This window comes from Sphingomonas metalli, assembly GCF_014641735.1.
Taxonomy (GTDB): Bacteria; Pseudomonadota; Alphaproteobacteria; order Sphingomonadales; family Sphingomonadaceae; genus Sphingomonas; species Sphingomonas metalli.
The window spans coordinates 230357-252349 of sequence record NZ_BMIH01000005.1; the positions used below are offsets into that span (position 1 = coordinate 230357).

Below are 21993 nucleotides of genomic sequence, written 5' to 3' on the forward strand. Positions count from 1 at the left end.
AGCTTCTCGATGGTTCGTCGCCCCTCCCCCGCCCGCATGACCTTCGTTGCCGCGCTCGCGTTGGCCGCATCGACCGAATCCCTATCGACCGTCGCGGCCGCGCAGAGCATTGTCGGTCACCCCGAATGGCCGGGCGGGGGCCAGCTGTTCGTCGGCACCTGCTATCAGCCGATCGACCGCACGCCCGAGCAGATCCGGCAGGATATCGCGATCATGAAGGCCGCGGGCTTCACCATGGTGCGGATGGGCGACCTGTCCTGGGACTCGTTCGAGCCGCAGGAGGGGCGTTTCACCTTCGAATGGTTCGACAGGGTGCTGGACCAGATGCACGCGGCCGGCATCCGCGTGATCGTGGACATTCCGGGCCAGCCCGCCCCGATCTGGCTGCACAAACATTATCCCGGCGTCGACATCGTCAATCAGAACGGCATGCGCATGAACGCCGCCTCGCGCTACTGGGACAATATCGCCGACCCCGACTATCGTCGCCTCGCCAAGCGCCTCGCGACGCAGATGCTGCAGCGCTACGCCAAGCATCCGGCGGTGATCGCGGTCGGCTACGACAACGAGATCGGCAACGGCCGCATGTCCTATTCGGACGCCGACAGACAGCGCTTCGTCGGCTGGCTGAAGGCGAAATACGGCACCGTCGCGGCGCTCAACACGGCCTGGGCGACGCAGCGCTGGTCGCGCCGGATCAACGACTGGAGCGAGGTCGATCTGCCCTATGGCGAGGGACCGGGACCGAACGAGCGCAACCTCGATCTGCGCCGCTTCTGGTCCGACGACACGATCGGCGCGCTCAAGGATCTGGAGGCGGTGCGCCAGCAATATGCCCCCAATCTCCCGACCCTTTCCAACTTCTGGCCCTATGCCGGGACCAAGGGCTTCGACTTCCTGCGCTCCTATGACCAGCTTTCCACCTACGGCGCGCAGGGCTTCTATCCGGGCGATCCGCTGGGCGCGGCGTTCGACGTGATGATGAACCGCGGCGGGCTCGACACGCCGATCTGGTTCAACGAATTCACCGCTGGCGGCGGCGGCTATTACGGCACTCCGGGCCGCTCGCGCATGTGGGCCTATTTCGGGCTGCTCAACGCCGCGCAGACCTTCCTGGCCTGGACCTTCAATTCGCATCTGGGTGGCGAGGAACAGGCGATCTTCGGCCTGATCGATCACGACAGCCGGCCCTCCTGGAAGGTGAAGGAGTTCGGACAGATGGCGCGCGAGTTCGCGCGCCTGCAGACTTTGGGCTTTCCCCGCTTTCCCAAGCCGGAGGTGGCGATCGGCTACTCCTATCAGACCAACTGGCTGACGAGCCCCCCGCCCGGGCCGAACACGATGCAGGAATATTTCAAGGCCAGCTATCCGGATCAGGCGAAGGCCGCCTTCGCGCCCTTCTTCCGCGACAATATCGACGCGGCGCTGATCGACATCGGCTATACGGCGATCGACCGGTACAAGCTCGTGGTGCTGCCGAGCGCCTATATGATGGACAAGGAAAGCGCCGCCGCCGTGCGCCGCTATGTCGAGAATGGCGGCACGGTGGTGATGACCGGCTATTCGGCCAAGGTCGACGAGACGGGCAAGTGGTTCGACACGCCGCTGCCCGGCCGGCTGAGCGACGTGTTCGGCCTGCGCACCAACGAATTCTACCGTGCCGACCAGCCGTTGCGCATCGAATGGAACGGCCGGACCCTGACCGGTACCGATCCCTATTACGAGGTGCTGGAACCGAGCACCGCGCAGGTGCTGGCGCGCTTCTCGGCCGCGACCGGCGGCACGCCCGCGATCACCGTCAACCGCTTCGGCAAGGGCCGCGCCATTTATCTGGCGACCGCGGCACAGGGTGCATTCCTCGACCCGCTGCTGCGCTCGCTCTACGCCGAACTCCGCATCGCACGTGGCCCGGAGACGCCGGAGGGCGTCTCGGCCCGGACGGTCGAGGGACGCACGCTGTACGTCAATACCGGCACCGGCCCCGCCACCGTATCGCTGACCGGCACGCACCGCGACGTGCTGACCGGCACCCGCCACGACGGCGCGCTGGTGCTGCCCGGCTTCGGCGTGGCGCTGATGGAGTGACCGGATTCAGGCGGGACGATAGCCCAGTCGATCCGACACGCGCGCCGCGGTGCGCGCCAGCAGATCGCGCGCCGCCTCCAGGTCCACCTTCTGCGAGCCGTCGATCAGCTCGAGAAAGGGGATGGTCAGTGCGGCCACCACGTTCCGGTCGAAGCCGAAGATCGGAAAGCTGATATCGGTCACGCCATAGGTGATCGGGCTCTTGCGCATTTCGAAGCCGTTGCGCCGCACCGCCGCCATGCGCTTGGCGAGCGCGTCCCGGTCGACCGGCGCGGCATCGCCATCCTCCTCGATGTCGCGAACGATCTGCTCGACCCGCTGGAGCGTCGAGAAGGCGAGGATCACCTGTCCCGAGCAGCTGCGGACCATGTCGATCCGCGCCCCGACCTTCAGCGAGAAGCCGCGGGTTCCGGGCTGTTCCTCGCGCGCGATCACCAGGCCGTGACCGCTGCCGGCGACCACGAGGTGGCAGGACTGGCCCGCCTCCAGCGCCAGCACCTGCATCTCGGGCAGGGCGGCACCGACCAGATCGTGCGACGGCGTGGCCCGATAGGCGACCTCAAGCAGCTTGTAGGCGACCGTGTAGCGGTCGGTGATCTCCGACTTCTGAAGATAGCCCAGCTGTTCCAGCACCACGACGATCCGGAACAGCTCGCCCACCGAGCGGCCGAGGCTGGCCGCCATATCGCTGATGATCGCCCCCTCCGGTCGCGCCGCGAGAAGCTCGATCACCTCGAACGCCTTCTGGATGGCGGGCGCCGCATAGGTTCCCTTAAGTGCCGCTCGTCCCATCCCCGCCGTCGCCCCAACGATTGATCTGTCCATGCTGTCGCGCGTTGGATCGGAGGACGCAAGCGCCCGCAGCGCCCTCAGCCGGTCGCGCGGCGCGGCCCCTGCAGGACGTCGGCATGGCGCGGCATCCGTTCCACACCACGGCGGATCATCTCGCCCATCCGCCGCAGCTGCTCGCGCATCGTCGCTTCGGGAAAGCCGTCCGCCTGGCCGTCATAGCCGCGCGGGACGAGCCCCTGGCCCAGCATCACCGCGGCCCAGCTCGTATCGGTGAACAGCTCGCCCGGCTCCGGCATGATCCGGCCGTTGGCGGCGAACAGCGCCATGCGCTGCGCCAGCGTGTCCGGCACGGGCATTGCCGCCGCCATCCGCCAGAAGGCCGTGTCGCGCCGCAACGTCTGCTTGTAGTGAAGGATCACGAAGTCGCGCACCTGCTCGAAATCGCGCTGCATCAGCCGGTTGTACTCGGCCACCTCCGCCGGCACGATCGCGTCGCCGGGAAACAGCGCCATCAGAGTCTGCACGCCCTGCTGCACCAGATGGATCGACGTCGATTCGAGCGGCTCGATGAAGCCGGCGGCAAGGCCCAACGCCACGACATTGTGGTTCCAGGCGCGCCGCCGCCGCCCGGTAGTGAAGCGCAGCCGGCGCGATGCCGCCAGCGCGGGCGCGTCGAGACCGGCGAGAAGCTGCGCCTCGGCGGCATCGTCGTCGAGGAAACGGCTGCAATAGACATGCCCGTTGCCGGTGCGGTGCTGGAGCGGGATGCGCCAGCGCCACCCCGCCTCTCCCGCAGTCGAGCGGGTATAGGGGGTCGGCGGTCCGGCCGGGGCACTGGGTACCGCGATCGCGCGGTCCATCGGCAGCCAGTGCGACCAGTCCTCATAGCCCGTGCCCAGCGCCTCCTCGATCAGCAGCCCGCGAAAACCCGAACAGTCGAGGAACAGATCACCCGCAAGGCTGCGCCCGTCGGAGAGCCGGACACGGGCGACGTCGCCGCTCTCCCCGTCGCGCTCGACCGCGACGATCCGCCCCTCGATCCGGACAGCGCCCTCAGCCTGCGCGCGCTCCGCAAGGAAGGCAGCGTAGAGGCTGGCGTCGAAATGGAGGGCATAGGCCATCTTCGACAGGAGGTTGCGTGGATCCTCGGCCGGGCGCGCGAAGCGGCCGGCATAGGCGGCAGCCGTCGGCAGCGAATAGTCGGCCAGCTCGCCCTCGCGCAGGCGCAGCCAGTGATGGTGGAAGGCCAGGCCGCCGATATCGGCGCCATAGCGACCGAACGGGTGGAAATAGCGCGTCCCGATCTCGCCCCAGTCGCGGAACTCGATGCCCAGCTTGTACGTGCCCTGGGTACGGTGGATCAGCTCGTCCTCGTCGATGCCGAGCAGGCGATTGAAGTCCAGGATCGGTGGAATCGTCGCCTCCCCCACTCCGACCGTGCCGATCTCCGCGGATTCGATCAGCGTGACGTGGAGGCGCTCAGGTGGAAACCGGCTGGCCAGCATCGCTGCCGCCATCCAGCCCGCGGTGCCGCCACCGACCACGACCACGTCCCGGATGGACTTGTCTGTCACCAGTTCGTCTCCCTTGCCGGGCCCAGGCGCCGGTTCTCCGTCCGTCCGTGCCGGGCTTGTCGAAGCACCGCCGTTCCTTGAGCCCTATGCGAAGCGGTTGGAAGGGACGAACAGGGCTTCGACAAGCTCGGCGCGAACGGGTTAAAGGCCGTCTCCAATCCATTGGTTGCTAACAAAAAGGTGGCCGCCCTTCCTGACAAGGCGGCCACAGAGGAGCTCGTGGTGGGGCGGGACGCCGGATGCGTCCTTCCCCTCAGAACCGGACCCGGACCCGCGCCGACAAACGACGATCGTTGACCTGGAAGTCGCGCGGGGTCGCCGGCGTCGCCAGATAGCTGTGATATTCGGCGTTGTTCAGATTGGCCGCGTCCAGCGTCAGCGACAGATTGGGCGAGAAGTCGTAGCTGATCGAGGCGTCGAGCACGCCATAGGGCTTCACGAACTCCGGCAGAGTCTGCGTGCCGACGCCGGTCGTCGTCAGCAGGTAGCGGCTGCGCCAATTATAGGCGATGCGCGCGTTGAAGCCGTATTTGTCGTACAGCGCGATCAGATTGTAGCTGTATTTGGACAGGCCGATCAGCGGCACGTTGACCAGGTTGGTGCTGCCGGCATTGCCCTGCGCCACCACGCCGGCATCGCTGTCCGCCAGCGTGAAGTTCGCCTGTATGCCAAGGCCGGAGAGCGGCCCCGGCAGGAAGTCGAAGAAGCGCTGGCCGCCGACCTCGAAGCCCTTCACGCCTCCCTTGGAGACGTTGACGACCGACGTCACGTTGAACTGGACCGTACCCACACCCGGGATCACCTGGGTCACCGGGAAGGTTCGGTTGTCGAGCAGATCGACCAGGTTCTTCTTGAACACCGTCGCGAAGACATAGCCGGTCGGCGCGAAATACCATTCCAGCGCGCCGTCGAACGACGTCACCTGCTGCGGTCGCAGGTCCGGGTTGCCCGAAACGCTGCCGGTCCCCGCATAGGGATTGGTCGTGGCGTCGTAAGGCAGGTTGGGATTGACCGTCTGTGGCGTGTTGGCCGACCCGTTGTAGATCGGGCTGAGATTGAAGCTGGGATTGAGCTGGTTGAAGTCCGGCCGGTAGATGTTCCTCGAGAAGGCGAACCGCGCCTGCAGCTTGTCCGTGACGTGCAGCCTGAGGTTCACGCTCGGCAGCCATTTGGTGTAGTTGCGGCCGCCCGTGAACGGCTCGCGCACCGTGATGTTGGGCGGGGCGGTAACGGTACCGTCGGGATTGGTCACCGGCCCGGTGGCCGGGTCGCGGTAGGTCAGCCCGCGCGAACCGATGCCGGTTTCCTCGGTGCGCACGTAGCGGAGGCCGGCATTGCCGTCGAACTCCATCCCCGCGATCCTCCCGCCGAAGGCCGCGCGGAGGTAGGCGGAGATATCCTTTTCCTCGACGGTGCCGTTGAAGGCGCTGGGATCGTCGAACGGGGTGAAGCCGATCGTCTGCCCGGAGATCGCCTTCACATCGGCAAAGCCCTGCTCGGGATTGGCCGCGGAGCTCAGCCGCCATTGCAGCACCGGCCCGAAGTACAGGTCCGCCGCGCGGCCGCGCAGCAGCGTGCTCTGCAACGGATTGAGTTCGATGAACTGCGGAAAGCTGCTCGGCTGATAGCAGCCGGCCGGCGACGACCAGTTGGCGCAGGTCGAGCCGATCGTCGACCAGGTGCTCGAATTGCGGTTCACCGCCTCCTTCACCGAGTAGCGGCCGCCGGCGCTGACCTTGCGCAGGAAGGAGCTGTCATCGAAGTCCCAGTCCAGATCGGCGCGGACCGCGTCGGCATTGGCCCGGTTCTTTTCCTGGAATGGCTGGATCGCGGTAAATTCGAAGTTGCGCGGGTCGGTCAGATAACCTGGCCGGTCGATGACCATCGACGGGATATCGCCGCGCGTGTCGAACAGAAGGTTAAAGTTGGAGCCCAGCCCCGGCAGCGAGGTCGACGGGTTCACGACGTTCATCGTCAGGTTCAGGCTACGGTTGTCCGCCGTCGAATGGATATGCTGGTAGTCGACCGACGCATGCAGCCGATCGGTCACCGTCCATTTCGCGCCCGCGGCATAGTCGCTCGTCATGGTCTTGCGGTTGCCCTGATAGACCACGTTGCTGCTCGACGGATTGCTCAGCGAGCCGGACGTCGCGACCCCGTCTTCCACGGTGAAGGTCGACCCCGGCGTCGGCGTCATCGGCGTGCCCGCCGCGAAGAAGGAGAGGCCGTAGTCATGGTAGCGATAGTGGGCGGTCAGATATTGCGCGTAGATCTCCAGATTGTCCGCCGGCTTCCATTGCAGCGCCGCTGCCGCGCTGAACCGCTTGCGATTGCCGACCGCATCGTTGAACCCGCCGCCATGCGGGACCAGGATGTCCTGCGTTTCGTATCCGGGCACGAGCGTGTTCTCGACGGTCGCACCCTCGATCGGGGTGGGGCCGTGATAGTGATAGGGCTCGATCTGGACCTTGTCCTCGCGGAACGCGGTCTGCTGCCATGAGGCGTTGGCGAGGATGCCGATCTCGCCCAGCCCGGTGCTCCAGCGATCGCTGTAGAGGCCGGACGCGCCGAAGCGGTTCTTGTCGGCGAAGTCGTAGCGCGTCGCCGACCCGGTCAGCGACACGACCCGGCCCGGTGAGTCGAACGGCATGCGGGTACGCAGGTTGACGGTGCCGCCCAGCGAGCCCTCGATCAGCTCCGCCGAGGGATTCTTGTAGACGTCGACGCCGGCGAGCAGGTCGGGTCCGATCTCCTCGAAGGACAGGCCCCGGCCGCCATTGGCGGAGAAGATGTCGCGGCCGTTGAGTTCGGTGCGGACCTGGGTGAGTCCGCGGATGGCGATGGAGCTGCCCTCGCCGCGATTGCGCGTGATCTGGATGCCGGAGATGCGCTGGAGCGCCTCGGCGACCGTGGTGTCGGGCAGGCGACCGATATCGGTCGCGGTGATCGAGTCGACGATCTGCTCGGAGTTGCGCTTGATCGCCTGGGCCGATGCGAGCGACTGCCGAAGACCGGTGACGACGATATCGGCGTCGTTCGCGCCGGCGCTGACATCGCCGCCCTCGCTCGTTCCGGACGCCGCCCCCGGCGTCACCGGCCGACCCGATGCGGTTGCCGGATCGCCGGCGGGTACGCCGGGCTGGGGCGGCGCGTCGGCCGTGCTGGAGCTGTTCGCCCCTGCCGGGTCGCCGGTCGCTACCTGCGCCGCGGCCGGTATCGCAACCATCGCGGCCACCACCGCCAGCGACGACACGCCTGTCTTGCCGAACTGCCCCTTTGCCATGCCCTCACCCCTCCGTTGCGCCGCTCTCGGACGGCCTCGTTGGTGATGCGCTAACATTCTTCCATGAAAATGAAAATGCATATTCACTAGTAGAATAGTATTTTTATAGTGACGCAGCCGTCATGTAGTACGGGCGCATACGACAAAGCGCGACGGTGGGCCTCACCATCGCGCTTTGCATCCTTGGAAGCGATCTTGCGGTGAAAGCGGGTCGGTACGAACCCGCTTCCGTCGACGGTCAGCGGCCGACGACCTCCACCAGCCCGTCCAGGCTCTGACCGGTCGGCAGCTTGCCCGAGGCCGTGAGCCGGCCGCTTGCCTCGTCCCAGCGAAGGACCGTGCTGCGGCCCTTGCCCGTCTTATAATCGTTGGTAACGCCATCATCGTCATAGAGGGTGAAGCTGGCGTCGCGGCCGGGATAGACGCGGATCTTCTCCAGCCGCTGCGCGGTCGCGGTATTGGGCACTTGCGCGCCCAGCGGCACGATCGAGCCCGCCTTGACGAACACCGGGATGCGATCGATCGGCGCCGCCGCGTCGATCGTGCGACCGCCGGCCTGCTTCTCGCCCGTCCACCAGTCGTACCAGTCGCTGCCCGCGGGGAGATAGACGGAGCGGCGGATCGCGCCCTGCTCCGTCACCGGTGCGACCAGCATGGCGGAGCCGAGCATATATTCGTCGCCGATGGTCCGCACGCGCGCATCGTCCGGGAAGTCCATCCACAGCGCGCGCATGAAGGGCGCGCCGGTCATATAGGTCGTCCGGCCGAGCGCGTAGAGATAGGGGATCAGCGCGTAGCGCAGCCGCAGCCAGGTCGCCAGGATCGGCTCGGCCGCCTTGCCATATTCCCAGATCGCCGTGCCCGGACGCTGGCCATGGATGCGCAGCGTCGGCGACAGGGTGTTGTACTGGAACCAGCGCACGAAGAGTTCGGGATAGTCCGCATAGCCCGGGTTCATCGCCGTCGCGCCTGCCGGGTCGACCAGCGGTGCGTGCAGCGCCTTGGGCCCGTTGGGATATTGCCAGCCGCCGGTGTCGCTGCCGGTATAGGCGATGCCGCTTGCCGCCATGTTGAGATTGGCCGGGATCTGGCGCTGCAACGCCTCCCAGGTCGCCTGCACGTCCGAGGTCCAGAAGATCGCGCCCGACCGCTGCGCGCCCAGATAGGCGGCGCGCGCCAGGATCAGGTTGCGCACCCCCGGCCGGTCGCGCGCCGCGCCGTCCGCCACGCCCATGGTATGCACCAGCGGAAACAGGTTGTGGTAGCGATCGCCCGAGCCGATCGAATATTGGAATCCGTCGGGCACCAGATCGGGCTCGGTCTCGTCCAGCCACAGATAGTCGAAGCCCTGGCTCAGGATGTTGTCGCGCACGGTGTTCCAGAACCAGGTGCGCGCCGCCGGGTTGGTCGAGTCGATCAGCGCTCCGGCCCGGTCGGCCCGGAAGGGCAGGCCGTCGACCGGCTTGCCGTCGCTGTCGTGCAGCAGCAGCCCCTTGGCCGCCAATTCGTTGTAATAGCGCGACTCGCGCTCGAACCGCGGCCAGACGCTGATGATCGAGTGCATGCCCTGCCCGTGCAGTTGGTCGTTCATCGCCTTGGGATCGGGGAAATAGGTCCGGTCGATGTCGATCTGCCCCATCCGCGTCCAGTAGAACCAGTCGAGCACCATGATGTCGAGCGGGTAGCCGCGCGTGCGATAGCCGTCGGCGATGCCGAGCAGTTCCTGCTGCGATTCGTAGCGCGCCTTGGACTGGATGAGCCCGAACGCCGCCTTGGGCGGCAGCGGGGTCTCGCCCGTCAGCCGGCGATAGCCGGCATAGAGGTCGTCGGCGCTGCGGCCGGCGATCAGGAAGAAGGAGACGCGCTCGCCCACCTCGCTGGCGATGCGGGTCGCGTTGTGGATGCCCGCCGATACCGTGGTGGCGGAGGGATTGTCCCACACGATGCCATAGCCCTGGTCGGTGACGAGAAAGGGCACGCACACCTGCTCGCCCGCGGGCGCATCGTACCAGTGACGGCAGTCGACCGTCCGGCCGCGCAGGTCGAGCTGCCCCTCCTGATTCTGGCCCAGCCCGTAATAATGGGTATCGCGTGTGTCGGCGAAGCTCGTGCCCGCCTCGAACGTCTTCTCGCCGTTCACGCTATGCGGCGCCATGCTCCACCCGGTCATCCGGGTCAGCGCGCGCCCCCCCGGCCCGGCGAAGCTGATCGAGACCGGCGGCAGCGAGGGCGCGAAATAGCGCTCCATCTGCGACGGCGCCTTGGGCCAGGGCTGCGCCGCCACGGTCACGGTGAGGTCGGACGAGGCGAAGGTGTCGCCATTCGCATCGGCGGTGTGCCGCCAGCCCTGTGGCTGCGGCGTGCCGATCACGCCATAGCCGGGCGCGGCGGTCGCCTGCGCCTTGTCGAGCGCGATCGAGACATGGACGATGTTGGGACCGTAGGGCGTCACCGTCACCACGCTGCCGTTGCGATCGAGAATAGCCAGCGGGTCGGCGGCTGCCGCGCCCGCAATGCCGCTGCCGATCGTGGCCAGCAGCCCGGCCAGCATCCTGGTGGAACGCCTCATCAACACTCTCCCTGTTCGATTTGCCTTCAGCCGCAAGATCATGCCGGCCGTACATGCTGACGACGCCGAGGTCAGCCCTTCTCGAGGTCGTAGTTGAAATCTTAGATATAAGAACGCTGTTGCATATTTGAGGATGTTGCCGCTATCAACCCGTCAATGGCCGGGATCGACGGCCTCGTGCAGCGGGAGGGGTGGGTTGAGGGCCGTCATCTGCCAGGAACCCCATGCGCTCGCGCTGATCGACCGGCCCGAACCCGAGCCCGCGCCAGGCGAGGTGGTGGTGCGCATCCGCCGGGTGGGATTGTGCGGGACGGACTATCATATCTTCGAGGGCCGGCACCCTTTCCTCTCCTACCCCCGCATCATGGGGCATGAACTGGGCGCGGTGATCGAGACGGCGCCGCCCGGCTCCGTCTTCGCGGAGGGGCAGGTCGTCGCGATCAACCCCTATCTGGCCTGCGGCACCTGCATCGCCTGCCGCAACGGCAAGCCCAATGCCTGCACCCGGATCCGCGTGCTCGGCGTCCATATCGATGGCGGCATGTGCGAACGCCTGGCGCTGCCCGAAAGCGCGCTGGTCGCAGCGACCGGCCTGACGATCGACGAGGCGGCGATGGTCGAATTCCTGGCCATCGGCGCGCACGCCGTGGCCCGGGCGCAGCCGCGTGCCGGTCAGCGCATGCTGGTGGTCGGGGCGGGACCCATCGGTATCGCCACCGCGCTCTTCGCGCGGCTGGACGGCGTGGCGGTCACGCTGGTCGATACCCGTGCCGCGCGGCTCGACTATGCGGCCCGCGCGCTGGGCTTCACCGATACCGAAGTCGCCGATGATGGCCTGACGGTACGGCTGCAGGCCGCGACCGCCGGCGAGATGTACGAGCTGGTGTGCGACGCGACCGGGTCCCTGCCGGCGATGGCCGCGAGCCTCGGCTTCGTCGCCCATGGCGGCGCCCTGGTGCTGGTCGGCGTCGCGCCCGGCGACCTCGTCCTGCCGGATCCGATGCTCCACGCCCGCGAGACGACCTTGCTGTGCAGCCGCAACGCGCTAGCCGCCGATTTCACGCGCGTGATCGGAGCCATCCGCCAGCGCACCATCCCGGTGGAGGCGCTCCATACCCACAGCCTCGACGCGGCCGAACTGCCGGCGCAGCTGCCGCGGCTGATCGAGCAGGCCGACCATGTGCTGAAGGCGATCGCCCGCTTCTGAAGGACCATGCCGACGATGTCGGGCCGGGCATGGATGCGGCCCGGCACCGATCCGATCCGGCAAGGCTGGACCGGGTCCTAGCGATACCGCCCCATCGTCACCTTCAGCACCTGCGGCCGGTCGGTCAGATTGAGCCCATAATCGGTCTGGTCGCCGTTCCAGACGCGCGAGGCGACCCAGCGACCATCCCGGAACCCGCCTTCCTCGACCCTGAGGATGATCCCGTTGTCGGTCCCCGGCGCACCGCTGAACTGGACGCGGACATGATCGCCCACCACCAGGAACTCGTCATCGGAGAGCTGCGCGACCGCGACTCCGCCGACCTTGTCGCTGGCCCAGGAGGGCGGATCGGACTTCAGCCAGGTCCAGCTCCGCAGGCCGAACTGCCATTCGCCATAGCTCGCCTCGATCGTCCAGCCGCCCATCCGGGTCGATTGCGCGCTGCCGTCGTCCGGCCGCGAAACCCCCCATGTCGGCCGCTCGAAGGCGATCCGCGCCCAGTCGCGCATGATCGAGCCGAAGCTCGCATAGGCGAGCGCCAGCGGCGCCAGCGTCGCCTCGCTCAGGTCGCGCGCGCCGAGCGGAAAATTGTAATAGCCGCTGTCGTCGAGGCCGAACGGTGCATAGCCGATCGCGCCCCGACCCAGTGCCGCATAGACGAAGCGGTGGAACTCGCGCGCGTTGCCGATCTCCGGCACCATCAGCGCGTTGTCCGGACGGGCATATTTGTCGAGATACTGGACCACGTTCTCGCTCGCCCGATCGTAGATGTCGGGCGCAGCCAGATTGATATGGGGCGCGGCGACCTTCCAGATGTCGAGCACGTCCTGTTGCGGGCCGCCGCTCGCCACGCCATCGGGATCCGGAACGTTGGAGGGGCCGGCGAGCGCCGCGTTGACGTACATCGGCAGCGCCTTTGCGGCCTTGCCGCCCGCCGCGACCGCATCGACATAGGTGGCGACGTACCAGGTGTTGAACATCCGGTCGGCCTGCGCGCCGAACACCTGCGGCCAGGTTCCGCGCTTGCCGATCCGCTTGGCGAGCGCGGCGGGGATCGGCTGGTTGAACAGCGCCGTCGCCGCTGCCGAATAGTCGCGCGGATTGCGGTAGCTGCCCGTCTCGTTCTCCGGCTGGACCATGATCACCGTATTCTGCGGATCGTGATCGCGCAGATATTCGAGCACCCTGGTGAAGGCGCGCCGGTCGGCCTCCATCGTCGCCCGGCCATGCGCGCTCAGCACGCCATGATCCTTGCCGTCACGGGTCTTCATCCGCGGGAAGCGACGATTGTCGAGCTTCACCCAGTCGGGCGTGTAGCTGTACGAGGTATTCTTCCACGTGCCGAACCAGAGCAGCACGACGCGCTTGTCGTGCGCGCGCGCCTGATCGAGCAGCGTCTGGAGGAAGGACAGGTCGAACTGCCCCTCCCGCGGCTCGACCTGCTGCCAGGCGATCGGCACCTCGACGGTATTGGCATGGACGCGGTCGAGCACCGCCCAGGCCGTTTCCAGCGCCGCGGGATAGTTGCTGCTGTTGTTCACCTGCCCGCCCAGCATCGTGAAGGGCGCACCGTCGACGATCAGGGCGTGGCGCCCGCCGCGCGTTTCGATCCGCGGCAAGGGCGTCGTCGCTGCAGGGGTCGGGGAGGAGGCGCTCTGAGCCAGCCCGGTCGCAGGAGCGGCAAGGGCGACGGTCGCGAGCAGGGGCAGGATCAGCTTCATCAAGGGTCCTTCAATTTCGAACATGCGCGGCGGCAGGTTCCAGCACCGCCAGCACCACGTCGTTGGTGCGCATCGGCACGCGAACGCTATAGCCGCCATCGGCGCCGATGCGCAGCGTCGCGGTGCGTTCGGGGCGGTCGGCGGTGAGGGCCTGCAACTCGCTCAATTGCGTCGGCGACAGGGCGGAGGGCGAGCCCATTTCCAGATAGCGGCTGTGCGCATCGTTCGCGCGATAGCCGACGCGCCGCACCGTCAGGCGATAGGTGCCCGCCCGCAGATGCGCGAAGCGCAGCACCAGGTCGGGCACCGGGACGGCCGGCTGGAGCCGGGTATAGAATGGCCGGTTGCTGAGCTGCTGCACCGGCTGGGTCCAGTTCCAGGCGAGCACCGCGGTGCGCCCGCTCTCGGTCGCGGCCAGGGCCTGCGCATCGCCGGTCGGGATCGTGCGCCCGGTGACGGCATGCAGATATTTGTACGCGAACCAGGCCGGCTTGCGGATCCCCTCGCGGTTCATCAGCCCGAACCCGCCGTGAAAGGGCGTGGGCGGCGGCCCCGCCTCCTCGAACAGGTCGCTATAGGTCCAGTAGCTCATGCCCTGCGCCAGCCCGCGCGTCGCGGCGAGCTTGGTCAGGATGAAGGGCGCGCTGACATAGGAGTCGTGCACCGGATCGCGCGGATTGTAGCTGGCGGACCACTCGGTGAAATAGAGGGGAATGCGCGGAATGGCGGAGGCGGCGATCTGCGCGCGCACCCGCCGCACGTCGCCGACGATCGAGTCCGGATTGGGCGACAGCTTGTTGTCGTCCTGCCCCTTCTCGTCGAGAAAGCCGCCGTCGACGCCGTAGGTGTGGGTCGCCACGAAATCGACCGGCACGCGCTGCCCGGCGGCATGGGCGAGGAACTCGGGCACCCAGGCGGCACCCGCCGTCGCCGGTCCGCCGACCCTGAGCAACGGATCGATCGCCTTGATCGTGCGCGCGGTAGAGACATAGAGGTCGAAATAGGCCCGCTGGTCCGCCTTCTCCCAGAAGCCGTCGAGATTGGGCTCGTTCCACACCTCGAAATACCAGCGCCGCACCTCCGCGGCGCCGTAGCGGGCGCGCAGGTGCCGGACGAACGCGTCGATCAGCGCGGCCCAGGCTTTGGGCTCGGGATGCGACGTATTGCCTTTCCAGTAGAACAGCGTCTGTCGCGACGTCGCCATCGCCTCGGGCGTGAAACCCAGTTCGACAAAGGGCCTGATCCCGCGCGCGAGCAGCGCATCGTACAATCGGTCGATCTGCGTCCAGTCGTAGCGGATCCGTCCGTCCTGCCGTTTGACCGTCCCGAGCGCATCGTGGAAGATCGCGTGGAAGCGGACATAGCGGAAGCCGAGTTCGCGCGCGGCCAGACCGAGCTGGGCCAGGCTCTCGGGCCGGCCCAGCGTACCCGGAAAATCGGCGCCGACGGACAGGTCGAACGCACGATCGACCGGCGCACCGGCCTTGGCCAGATCGATGGTGAGCGCGCGATCCGGTGCGGCCGGCTCCGCGGCAGAGGGCGACGTGGCCGCGCCCAGCAACGCGCACAGCGAAGCCAATGCCAGACGGCGCTTTCCGACAAGCCTCACCGGCAACTCTCCCCCGCCCCTTACATTGTCGACGATCGCATCGATCCGACATGATTTTCAACAGCCTACTCGCACCAAACCGATCCTGCAACCAGACTTTCATAAGTGAAATACAGCTGTTATGGCACCTGTCGGTCAAGCGGGGAGAGGACGAGGATGAGACTGAGCGCGACGACGCTGCCATCGATCCCCGCCGCTGTGACGCGCCCGGCCTATGACCGGGAGGCGCAGGCGATCGGCATCGTCCATTTTGGCATCGGCGCCTTCCACCGCGCGCACCAGGCGATGTTCACCGACGACGCGATGGCGGGCGGCGAGCGCGACTGGGCGATCGCCGGCGTGTCGCTCCGCTCTCCCGCGGTCCACGCGATGCTGGCGCCGCAGGACGGGCTCTACAGCGTCGCGATCCGCGGCCGCGCCACGGCGGAAACGCGCATCGTCGGCGCGGTTCGGGAGGTGATCGTCGCCACGCACGCGCCGGATCGACTCGCGCGCCTGCTCGCGGCGCGCGAAACCCGGATCGTCTCGCTGACCATCACCGAGAAGGGCTATCTCCGCCAGCCCGACGGCACGCTCGACCTTTCGGCCGCGGCTGGAGGCGCGACCGTCTACGCCGTCCTCGTCGCCGCCTTCCGGGCCCGCCGTGCGGCCGGTCTGCCGGGCCTGACGATCATCTGCTGCGACAATCTCGCCGACAATGGCGGGGTGCTGGACGGACTGATCCGCGCCTATCTCGATCGATACGCGCCCGACCTCCTGCCGTGGTTTGCGCGCGAGTGCGCCTGCCCCGCGACGATGGTCGACCGCATCGTGCCCGCGACGCGGGAGGCTGACCGCGAGGCGGCCGGCATCTCGCTCGGCCTGCGCGACGAGGCCGCCGTGGTGACGGAGCCGTTCCGCCAATGGGTGATCGAGGACCGGTTCGCCACCCCCCGCCCCGGCTGGGAGCGGGTGGGGGCGCAGCTGGTCGGCGACGTTCGCCCCTATGAGACGGCGAAGCTGCGCATGCTCAACGGTGCGCATTCGGCGCTCGCCTATTGCGGCCTCGCCGCCGGCCACCGCTACGTTCATGAGGCGGTCGCCGATCCACGGATCCGCGCGCTGGTCGAGCGGCTGATGCGGGACGAGGCCGCCTGCACCGTCAACCCGGCCCCCGGCCAGGACCTCGCTGCCTATGCCGACACGCTGTTCGTCCGTTTCGCCAACCCCGCCCTGCCCCATGGCCTGGCCCAGATCGCGATGGACGGGTCGCAGAAGATCGGCCAGCGCTGGCTGGAGCCGCTCGCGATCAACCATGGGCGCGGCCTGTCCTGCCCGGCCACCCTCGCCGCGCTCGCCGCCTGGATACGGCATGCGCGCGGCGACGACGGTCATCTGGACGATCCGATGGCGGATCGCCTGCGCGCGCTATGGGCGGAGGCCGGTAGGGACGGTATCGCGGCCGCGCTGTTCGGGCGGGACGGCCTGTTCGCGGCTGCGTGGCAGGCCGATGACGCCGCGATCGAGGCGCTGCGCGCGCTGCTCGCCGAGGCTTAGCGGCGAATACGTAAACATCGGCCCGCCTGGCCGGCGAACGCCTTGCAAGATGTCGCCAAAGGTCTAGCTCCGGGGTTGGACAGCCGAGCCGCGACAGCGCCGGCGCCATCTTCCCGGAGACTGTCATGCATGACGCCCATGGCCCCAGCGCGCGGCCGGCCCTTGTCTTTTTCGCGCTTGCCATGGGCGGTTTCGCGATCGGGACGACCGAATTCGCGACGATGAGCCTGCTGCCCTATTTCTCGCGCGGCCTGGGGATCGACGCGCCGACCGCCGGGCATGTCATCAGCGCCTACGCGCTGGGGGTGGTGGTAGGCGCGCCGTTGCTCGCAGTGGCCGGAGCAAAGCTGGCGCGCCGCACGCTGCTGATCGGATTGATGACGCTGTTCGCCGCCGGCAACGCCCTCAGCGCGCTGGCTCCCTCCTACGAGGCGATGCTCGCCTTCCGCTTTCTCAGCGGGCTGCCGCACGGCGCCTATTTCGGCGTCGCGGCTCTCGTCGCCGCCTCGCTGGTCCCGCCGGAGCGGCGGACGCTGGCCGTCTCGCGCGTGATGCTGGGGCTGACGATCGCGACGGTCGTCGGCGTGCCGCTTGCCAATATGATGGGCCAGCTGCTGGGCTGGCGCTGGGGCTTCGCCATCGTCGCAGCCCTCGGCCTGACCACCGCCTTGTTGGTCGCCCGCTTCGCGCCGCATACCACCGAAGGGCCCGTGGCGAGCGCGCGCGGCGAACTCGCCGCGCTGCGTCTGCCGCAGGTCTGGCTGACACTTGGGATCGGCGCGATCGGCTTTGGCGGCCTCTTCGCCGTCTATACCTATCTCGCCTCCACGCTGGTCGCGGTCACGGGCGTGTCGGCGGGCTGGGTGCCGGTGGTCCTGTGCATCTTCGGCCTCGGCATGACCGCGGGCAATCTCGTCATCCCGCGCTTCGCCGACCGCGCACTGATGCCGACCGCGGGCGCGTTGCTGCTCTGGAGCGCCGCGGCGCTGGCGCTCTTCCCGCTGGTCGCGGACAATATCTGGCTGGTCGCGATCGACGTGTTCGTCATCGGCACCGGCGGCGCGCTGGGCACGGTGCTCCAGACCCGGCTGATGGACGTGGCGCACGGCGCACAGGGCCTGGCCGCGGCGCTCAACCACTCGGCGTTCAACACCGCCAACGCCCTCGGCCCGTGGCTCGCCGGCCTGGCGATCGCCGGCGGCTATGGCTGGACCTCGACCGGCTGGGTGGGCTGCGCGCTGGCGCTGGCCGGGCTTGCGGTGTGGGCGGCATCAATGTTCGTCGAGCGTGCGCCGGCGCAGCCGGTCGCGTGTCCGGCAGAGTGATGCGGCAGGGCCGCTGCGCGCCCCTGCCGGTCTGACCCGATTCAGCCTCGGTAGCTCCCTGCGGCGTCGTCGCGAATGTAACGCTGTCGCAGCAGCATGCCGAGCATCAGGAAGCCGATGCAGAGTTCGAGCCAGCAGCTCGGCTCGGGCAGGGCCGCGACATAGGCTGCATAGATCTGCCCGGTATCCATGCGATAGGCGGCAGACGCGGCCCCGGGCGCAACGTTCCAGCCGATGGCATCCAGTGCGGTAATATCGAGCCCGGTGACCACCCCTTGTCTGCCCGGACAGAGAAAGGGGTTCATGATGCCGATGAGGTCCGCGCAATTCCTCCCCTTCTTCCAATGACCGGTGCCATAGCCGTCGCCACGGGTCTCTCCAGTCGCGAAATGGGCGCCGCCATAGGCGGTCTTGCCGCCGTCGAGCGAGAAATAGGCATCCGTTCCGAAGGTCCAGTCGAGCCTGTCCTCTCCGCTGTAACGGAACAGGTCCAACGCCGAACCGACGACATAGTTGTCGGCCGGGAAGTCCGGCGAACCCGCATTCTGATCGAAGCTCTCGACCCCACTATAAAATCCTAGAGCATGACCGATTTCATGTATTGCTGTACCGATGAAATCGGCGGAGCCGATTGCGATGCCGTCCTCAGGATTGAAGTCAAACGTCACTGAGTTGGAGAATAAGATCTCTGCATCGGTCTTTGCAGCATCAAAATTCGGATCGTCGAACAAAGCTTTGTAGTTCGCCGTCGTCATTCCGATACCTCGCGACAGGAAAGTATTCGTAGGCGCCAGCCTACTGTCATATCCAGCGGTGACGCCGCTGGCGCTGACAGCATCGGCATAGTTCGGCACGATCACCTTGATGCTTCCATTGCTGTCCAAGACGGGCAATGCCGCTGCCGCCAACTGGTCCACCGCGCTTCCACTGCGCGTCTTCGCAAGTTGCGTATAATAATCGGCGATAGTCAGCCCGGTGTAGCTACTGGATGCGACACCCAAGCCGTTCGGGCCGAAGTCATCCAGCCCGATCGCGATGTTGAGCGTGACGTTGTTGGTCAGGACCGATTCCCAGTAGCGAGCCGCTACGGTGAACCCGGTTCGCGCCTCGGCCGTCATGCCAGGCGCGCTGTCCGTCAGGACGATGGTCAGCGCCGAAGCCCGGCCGGCACCCAGAACGAGCGCCGCTCCCAGCGCCATCGCCTTCAACATCTTTGACAACATCCAACCCCCCTCTTTGATTTCGACAGATGACCCGGCGCGAACGACGTACGTCGCCGCGCATCACCAGCGTGGAGGACAAGGCGGGAATGCCTCAAGGCGTCTCTTGACCGGCCTTTGTGTCAAATAGACATCAGAACGCAATTTATAGGAACCAGCTTAAGCACCAATTTTCTACAAGACAGCTAATCCGGTGAATGCCGGTACTTCTTCACCAGAATGCAATACTTTAATCTGTTCGGCCTTGGTCCGGCCGCGCCGGGGAGGGAGCGGTCGGACACGTCGCTGCGGCGACCATCCCCGCCGCAGCGCTTCGGCCGGGTCGTGCGTTGACGGTCGTCAATAAGGAGAGCGACATGTCCGATCCAACCGACCCGCACCGCGAGCCCGAGAGCTTCGCCGACCTGCCGATCCAGCCGACCGGGTCGGGCGTCGCCGATCTGGAAATCGCCTATGAGCAGATGAAGCTGGCGGAGGGCGCCGACGACGCTGCCGGGGCGTCGATTGAGGCGGGCATCGCCGACGAGACCGCCGCCTATGACGCTGCCATGCCCACCGAAACGGGACGCGACGCGGCCGAAAGTGCCGCCCATCCCAGCTGACGGGGGCTCAGCGTGCCGCTACAAGGCCGGGCATGAAGCCCCTTCAAGACCGTATTGCGATCGTCACCGGCGCCGGCGCCGGACTGGGTCGCGCGCACGCCCTGTTCCTCGCCGGACAGGGCGCCCGCCTCGTCGTCAACGACGTCTCGGCCGACAGTGCCGCCGCCGTCGTGGCCGAGATCGGCGAGCGCGGCGGCGAAGCGATGGTCGCGCCCGGCTCGGTGACCGACGAGGCGGGCGTTGCGGCCATGGTTGCGGCGACGCTGTCGCGCTGGGGCCGGATCGACATCCTCGTCAACAATGCCGGTATCCTGCGCGACAAAAGCTTCGCCAAGATGACGATGGCGGAGTTCCGCGAGGTGATGGACGTCCATCTGTTCGGCGCGGCCATCTGTTCGCACGCGGTGTGGGAGCCGATGCGCGCCCAGCGTCACGGTCGCATCGTGATGACTACCTCGTCATCCGGGCTATACGGCAATTTCGGGCAGGCGAACTATGCCGCGGCGAAGATGGCGCTGGTCGGGCTGATGCAGACGCTCGCCATCGAGGGCGAGAAATACGGCATCCGCGTCAACGCGCTGGCCCCGACGGCTGCGACCGGAATGACCGCAGGCGTCATGCCCGGTGCCGACCTCAGCCGGCTCGATCCCGCGCTGGTCAGTCCCGGCCTGCTGGCCCTGGTGGGCGATGACGCGCCGAGCCGGGCGATCCTCTGCGCCGGAGCGGGCCATTTCGCCGCCGCGCACGTCACCCTGACCCGGGGACGCTACATCGGCGGCGGCGACGGAGCGGCAGGCGCAGGTCGTCGCGCACTGGCCGGAGATCACCGACCGCCGCGACGAGGCGGTTCCCGCCTATGGCTTCTTCCAGGCGCAGCAGGAGGTGGCGAGCGCCGACCGGGCGTCGGACTGACGCCCGAAGCCGTGTTCCGCGTCAGCGCGGCGGTCGATGGCCGATCTTCGCGTCCGCCCAGCGCAGGAAATAGGGCATGTTCGGCCCGTCGGTATGGCCGCCGTCATGCTGCCGCCAGGCGAGTTCGCCGTCGAGCAGAGCAGTGCCGACCGGCGGCAGCAGGGCGGCGCGATAGTCGTTGCCGCGGCCAAGGTCGTGAGCACCGAGCAGCGTCCAGGCACGGCCCGCCGCGACCGTCGCCATATAGCTGCCCTGCTGGTCCAGCCACAGGGCGTCGCCCGCCTCGGGCACGCCGTAGCTGACAAAGGCCAGCCGCGGCGCGACCAGCGCCAGCATCTCATGCGCCTCGACCGGCATGTCTGCCGCGGTCTTGCGCCCGAACCGCCCCGTCTCGGCAGCATATTTGAGGAAGTTGCCGGCCATCCAGTGATGCGAGCCGGCGCCGGCGAGATTTTCCACCTGCTCGCCGAAATTGCGGCGATGCGGCTTCACCCCGCCCTCGCCGGACGAGCCGATCAGGACCATGGCGAACCGCTCGTCGAACGCCGCCGCGACCAGCGCGGCTTTGCCCCAGCGCGACACGCCCTCTATCCCGACATGCGCCGCGTCGACCTCGGATCGGGTCGCCAGATAGTCCAGAAGCCGGCTGGCCCCCCAACCCCAGGCGCGCAGCGCGCCCCATTGCTCCGGCGTGCGCGCCCGGCCGCGATTGGCGAGACCGATGATCCCCGCACGCAGGCCGGCGCCATCGTCGGCCTGGATGGTCGCCGTGTCGAGCAGCGCCACGCCCCAGCCATCGGCGACGAGCCTTGCGACGCGCTCGTCGCGCGGCGGCGCAGGAGGAAAACCGCTGGGTTCGACAAAGGCGAAGCCGGGATGGGCGGCGAAGATCGTGGCGAGCGACGGATCGCGCTGCAGCAGCGCCGCCTTCATCGCCGCGTCCAGCCGCTCCGCCTCGCGGGCGTCGGGCAGGCTGGGGACCGGATAGCGCGCGGGCGCGAACATGATCAGCACCGGCACCGGTCCTCGGGCGCCAGCGGGCAGCACGAGGGTCGCGCGGATGTCGACGGGGATCTGCGGCGCCGCACGGCTGTCGACGTGACCGACCAGCTGCTGCGCCACGACCGGCCGCCCGGCGATGAACTCGCGATCCGCAGACTCGACCCGCCAGGCCACCGCGGGCACATCGGCCGGGACGCGGCCGTAGATCTCCCGCTCGAACAGCGCGACCAGCTCGGGTCGCCGCTCGCGGCGCCACATGTCCGGGGTTGTCACCCGCCGTCCGTCCGCCATCGTCAGCAGATCGGGCCAGACGGGATAGGGATTGGCCTTGGCCGGGTCGTAATTGGCGGCGTTCGGCGCCTCCGGATCGCCGCTCGCGCCGGGCCGCAGCGCGGTGATGCCGAGCTGGCGCATCATCGCGGCATGTTCCTGATCGGCGGTCGGCGTGCCGTTCGCCGCGGCCGTCAGCATAGCCGCCGTCAGCAGCCATCCCCCTACCCGCCATCGCGTACCGGCCATGCCCCCTCCTGCTCCCGCCCTGTCACTGGGCAGCTCG

General features: G+C 67.8%; 14 protein-coding genes and 1 pseudogene. 6 read left to right on the forward strand and 9 right to left on the reverse strand.

What is annotated here, in order from left to right; all coding sequences use genetic code 11:
• Positions 1 to 9 precede the first annotated feature (9 nt).
• Complete coding sequence (locus IEX18_RS17040) at positions 10 to 2085, forward strand: beta-galactosidase (protein ID WP_188660710.1); 2076 nt, start codon at positions 10 to 12, stop codon at positions 2083 to 2085.
• 6 nt (positions 2086 to 2091) lie between these two features.
• On the opposite strand, the gene IEX18_RS17045 is transcribed toward IEX18_RS17040, so the two are convergent.
• The 4 genes from IEX18_RS17045 to IEX18_RS17060 form a co-directional block, all read right to left on the reverse strand.
• On the reverse strand, positions 2092 to 2910 hold the full coding sequence (locus IEX18_RS17045; protein ID WP_229664676.1) for an IclR family transcriptional regulator: 819 nt from the start codon (positions 2908 to 2910) through the stop codon (positions 2092 to 2094).
• Between the two features lie 44 nt (positions 2911 to 2954).
• Positions 2955 to 4451 (reverse strand): tryptophan halogenase family protein, encoded by a 1497-nt coding sequence (locus tag IEX18_RS17050; RefSeq protein ID WP_188660713.1) that lies wholly within the window; start codon positions 4449 to 4451, stop codon positions 2955 to 2957.
• Positions 4452 to 4704: 253 nt separating this feature from the next.
• The gene (locus IEX18_RS17055; protein WP_188660716.1) at positions 4705 to 7734 is read right to left on the reverse strand and encodes a TonB-dependent receptor; all 3030 of its coding nucleotides are present in this window, start codon (positions 7732 to 7734) and stop codon (positions 4705 to 4707) included.
• A gap of 238 nt (positions 7735 to 7972) precedes the next feature.
• Positions 7973 to 10285: a glycoside hydrolase family 31 protein gene (locus IEX18_RS17060; protein WP_373284596.1), complete on the reverse strand. Its 2313-nt coding sequence runs from the start codon at positions 10283 to 10285 to the stop codon at positions 7973 to 7975.
• A gap of 214 nt (positions 10286 to 10499) precedes the next feature.
• Between IEX18_RS17060 and IEX18_RS17065 the strand changes: the two genes are divergently transcribed.
• Positions 10500 to 11510 carry a zinc-binding alcohol dehydrogenase family protein gene (locus IEX18_RS17065; RefSeq protein WP_188660722.1) on the forward strand — a complete coding sequence of 337 codons (1011 nt, stop codon included), beginning with the start codon at positions 10500 to 10502 and terminating at the stop codon, positions 11508 to 11510.
• A gap of 77 nt (positions 11511 to 11587) precedes the next feature.
• Here IEX18_RS17065 and IEX18_RS17070 read toward each other — a convergent pair whose 3' ends face one another.
• Positions 11588 to 13231 carry a DUF5597 domain-containing protein gene (locus tag IEX18_RS17070; RefSeq protein ID WP_188660726.1) on the reverse strand — a complete coding sequence of 548 codons (1644 nt, stop codon included), beginning with the start codon at positions 13229 to 13231 and terminating at the stop codon, positions 11588 to 11590.
• 10 nt (positions 13232 to 13241) lie between these two features.
• Positions 13242 to 14840 (reverse strand): GH39 family glycosyl hydrolase, encoded by a 1599-nt coding sequence (locus IEX18_RS17075; protein WP_229664677.1) that lies wholly within the window; start codon positions 14838 to 14840, stop codon positions 13242 to 13244.
• A gap of 156 nt (positions 14841 to 14996) precedes the next feature.
• Here IEX18_RS17075 and IEX18_RS17080 point away from each other — a divergent pair, with 156 nt between their 5' ends.
• Both IEX18_RS17080 and IEX18_RS17085 read left to right on the forward strand, forming a co-directional pair.
• Positions 14997 to 16376, forward strand: coding sequence for a mannitol dehydrogenase family protein (locus IEX18_RS17080; protein ID WP_188660729.1), 1380 nt, complete (start codon positions 14997 to 14999; stop codon positions 16374 to 16376).
• Between the two features lie 125 nt (positions 16377 to 16501).
• A complete protein-coding gene (locus tag IEX18_RS17085; RefSeq protein ID WP_188660732.1) occupies positions 16502 to 17701 on the forward strand; it encodes an MFS transporter in 1200 nt (399 codons plus the stop codon).
• 41 nt (positions 17702 to 17742) lie between these two features.
• Here the strand turns inward: IEX18_RS17085 and IEX18_RS17090 are convergent, their stop codons facing one another.
• Positions 17743 to 18912: an NF038122 family metalloprotease gene (locus IEX18_RS17090; RefSeq protein WP_188660735.1), complete on the reverse strand. Its 1170-nt coding sequence runs from the start codon at positions 18910 to 18912 to the stop codon at positions 17743 to 17745.
• Positions 18913 to 19277: 365 nt separating this feature from the next.
• Here IEX18_RS17090 and IEX18_RS17095 point away from each other — a divergent pair, with 365 nt between their 5' ends.
• Positions 19278 to 19523, forward strand: coding sequence for a hypothetical protein (locus IEX18_RS17095; protein ID WP_188660737.1), 246 nt, complete (start codon positions 19278 to 19280; stop codon positions 19521 to 19523).
• A 32-nt stretch (positions 19524 to 19555) separates the two neighbouring features.
• A pseudogene (locus IEX18_RS18680) lies at positions 19556 to 20074 on the forward strand (SDR family NAD(P)-dependent oxidoreductase); the annotation flags it as partial.
• On the opposite strand, the gene IEX18_RS18685 reads toward IEX18_RS18680, so the two are convergent.
• Together IEX18_RS18685 and IEX18_RS17105 are read right to left on the reverse strand one after the other, a co-directional pair.
• Positions 19991 to 20254: a hypothetical protein gene (locus IEX18_RS18685; RefSeq protein ID WP_229664685.1), complete on the reverse strand. Its 264-nt coding sequence runs from the start codon at positions 20252 to 20254 to the stop codon at positions 19991 to 19993. The pseudogene IEX18_RS18680 and the gene IEX18_RS18685 overlap by 84 nt on opposite strands.
• Positions 20255 to 20456: 202 nt before the next feature.
• Entirely contained in the window at positions 20457 to 21956 is a 1500-nt protein-coding gene (locus IEX18_RS17105) for a glucuronyl esterase domain-containing protein (protein WP_229664678.1), read from the reverse strand.
• Positions 21957 to 21993 lie beyond the last annotated feature (37 nt).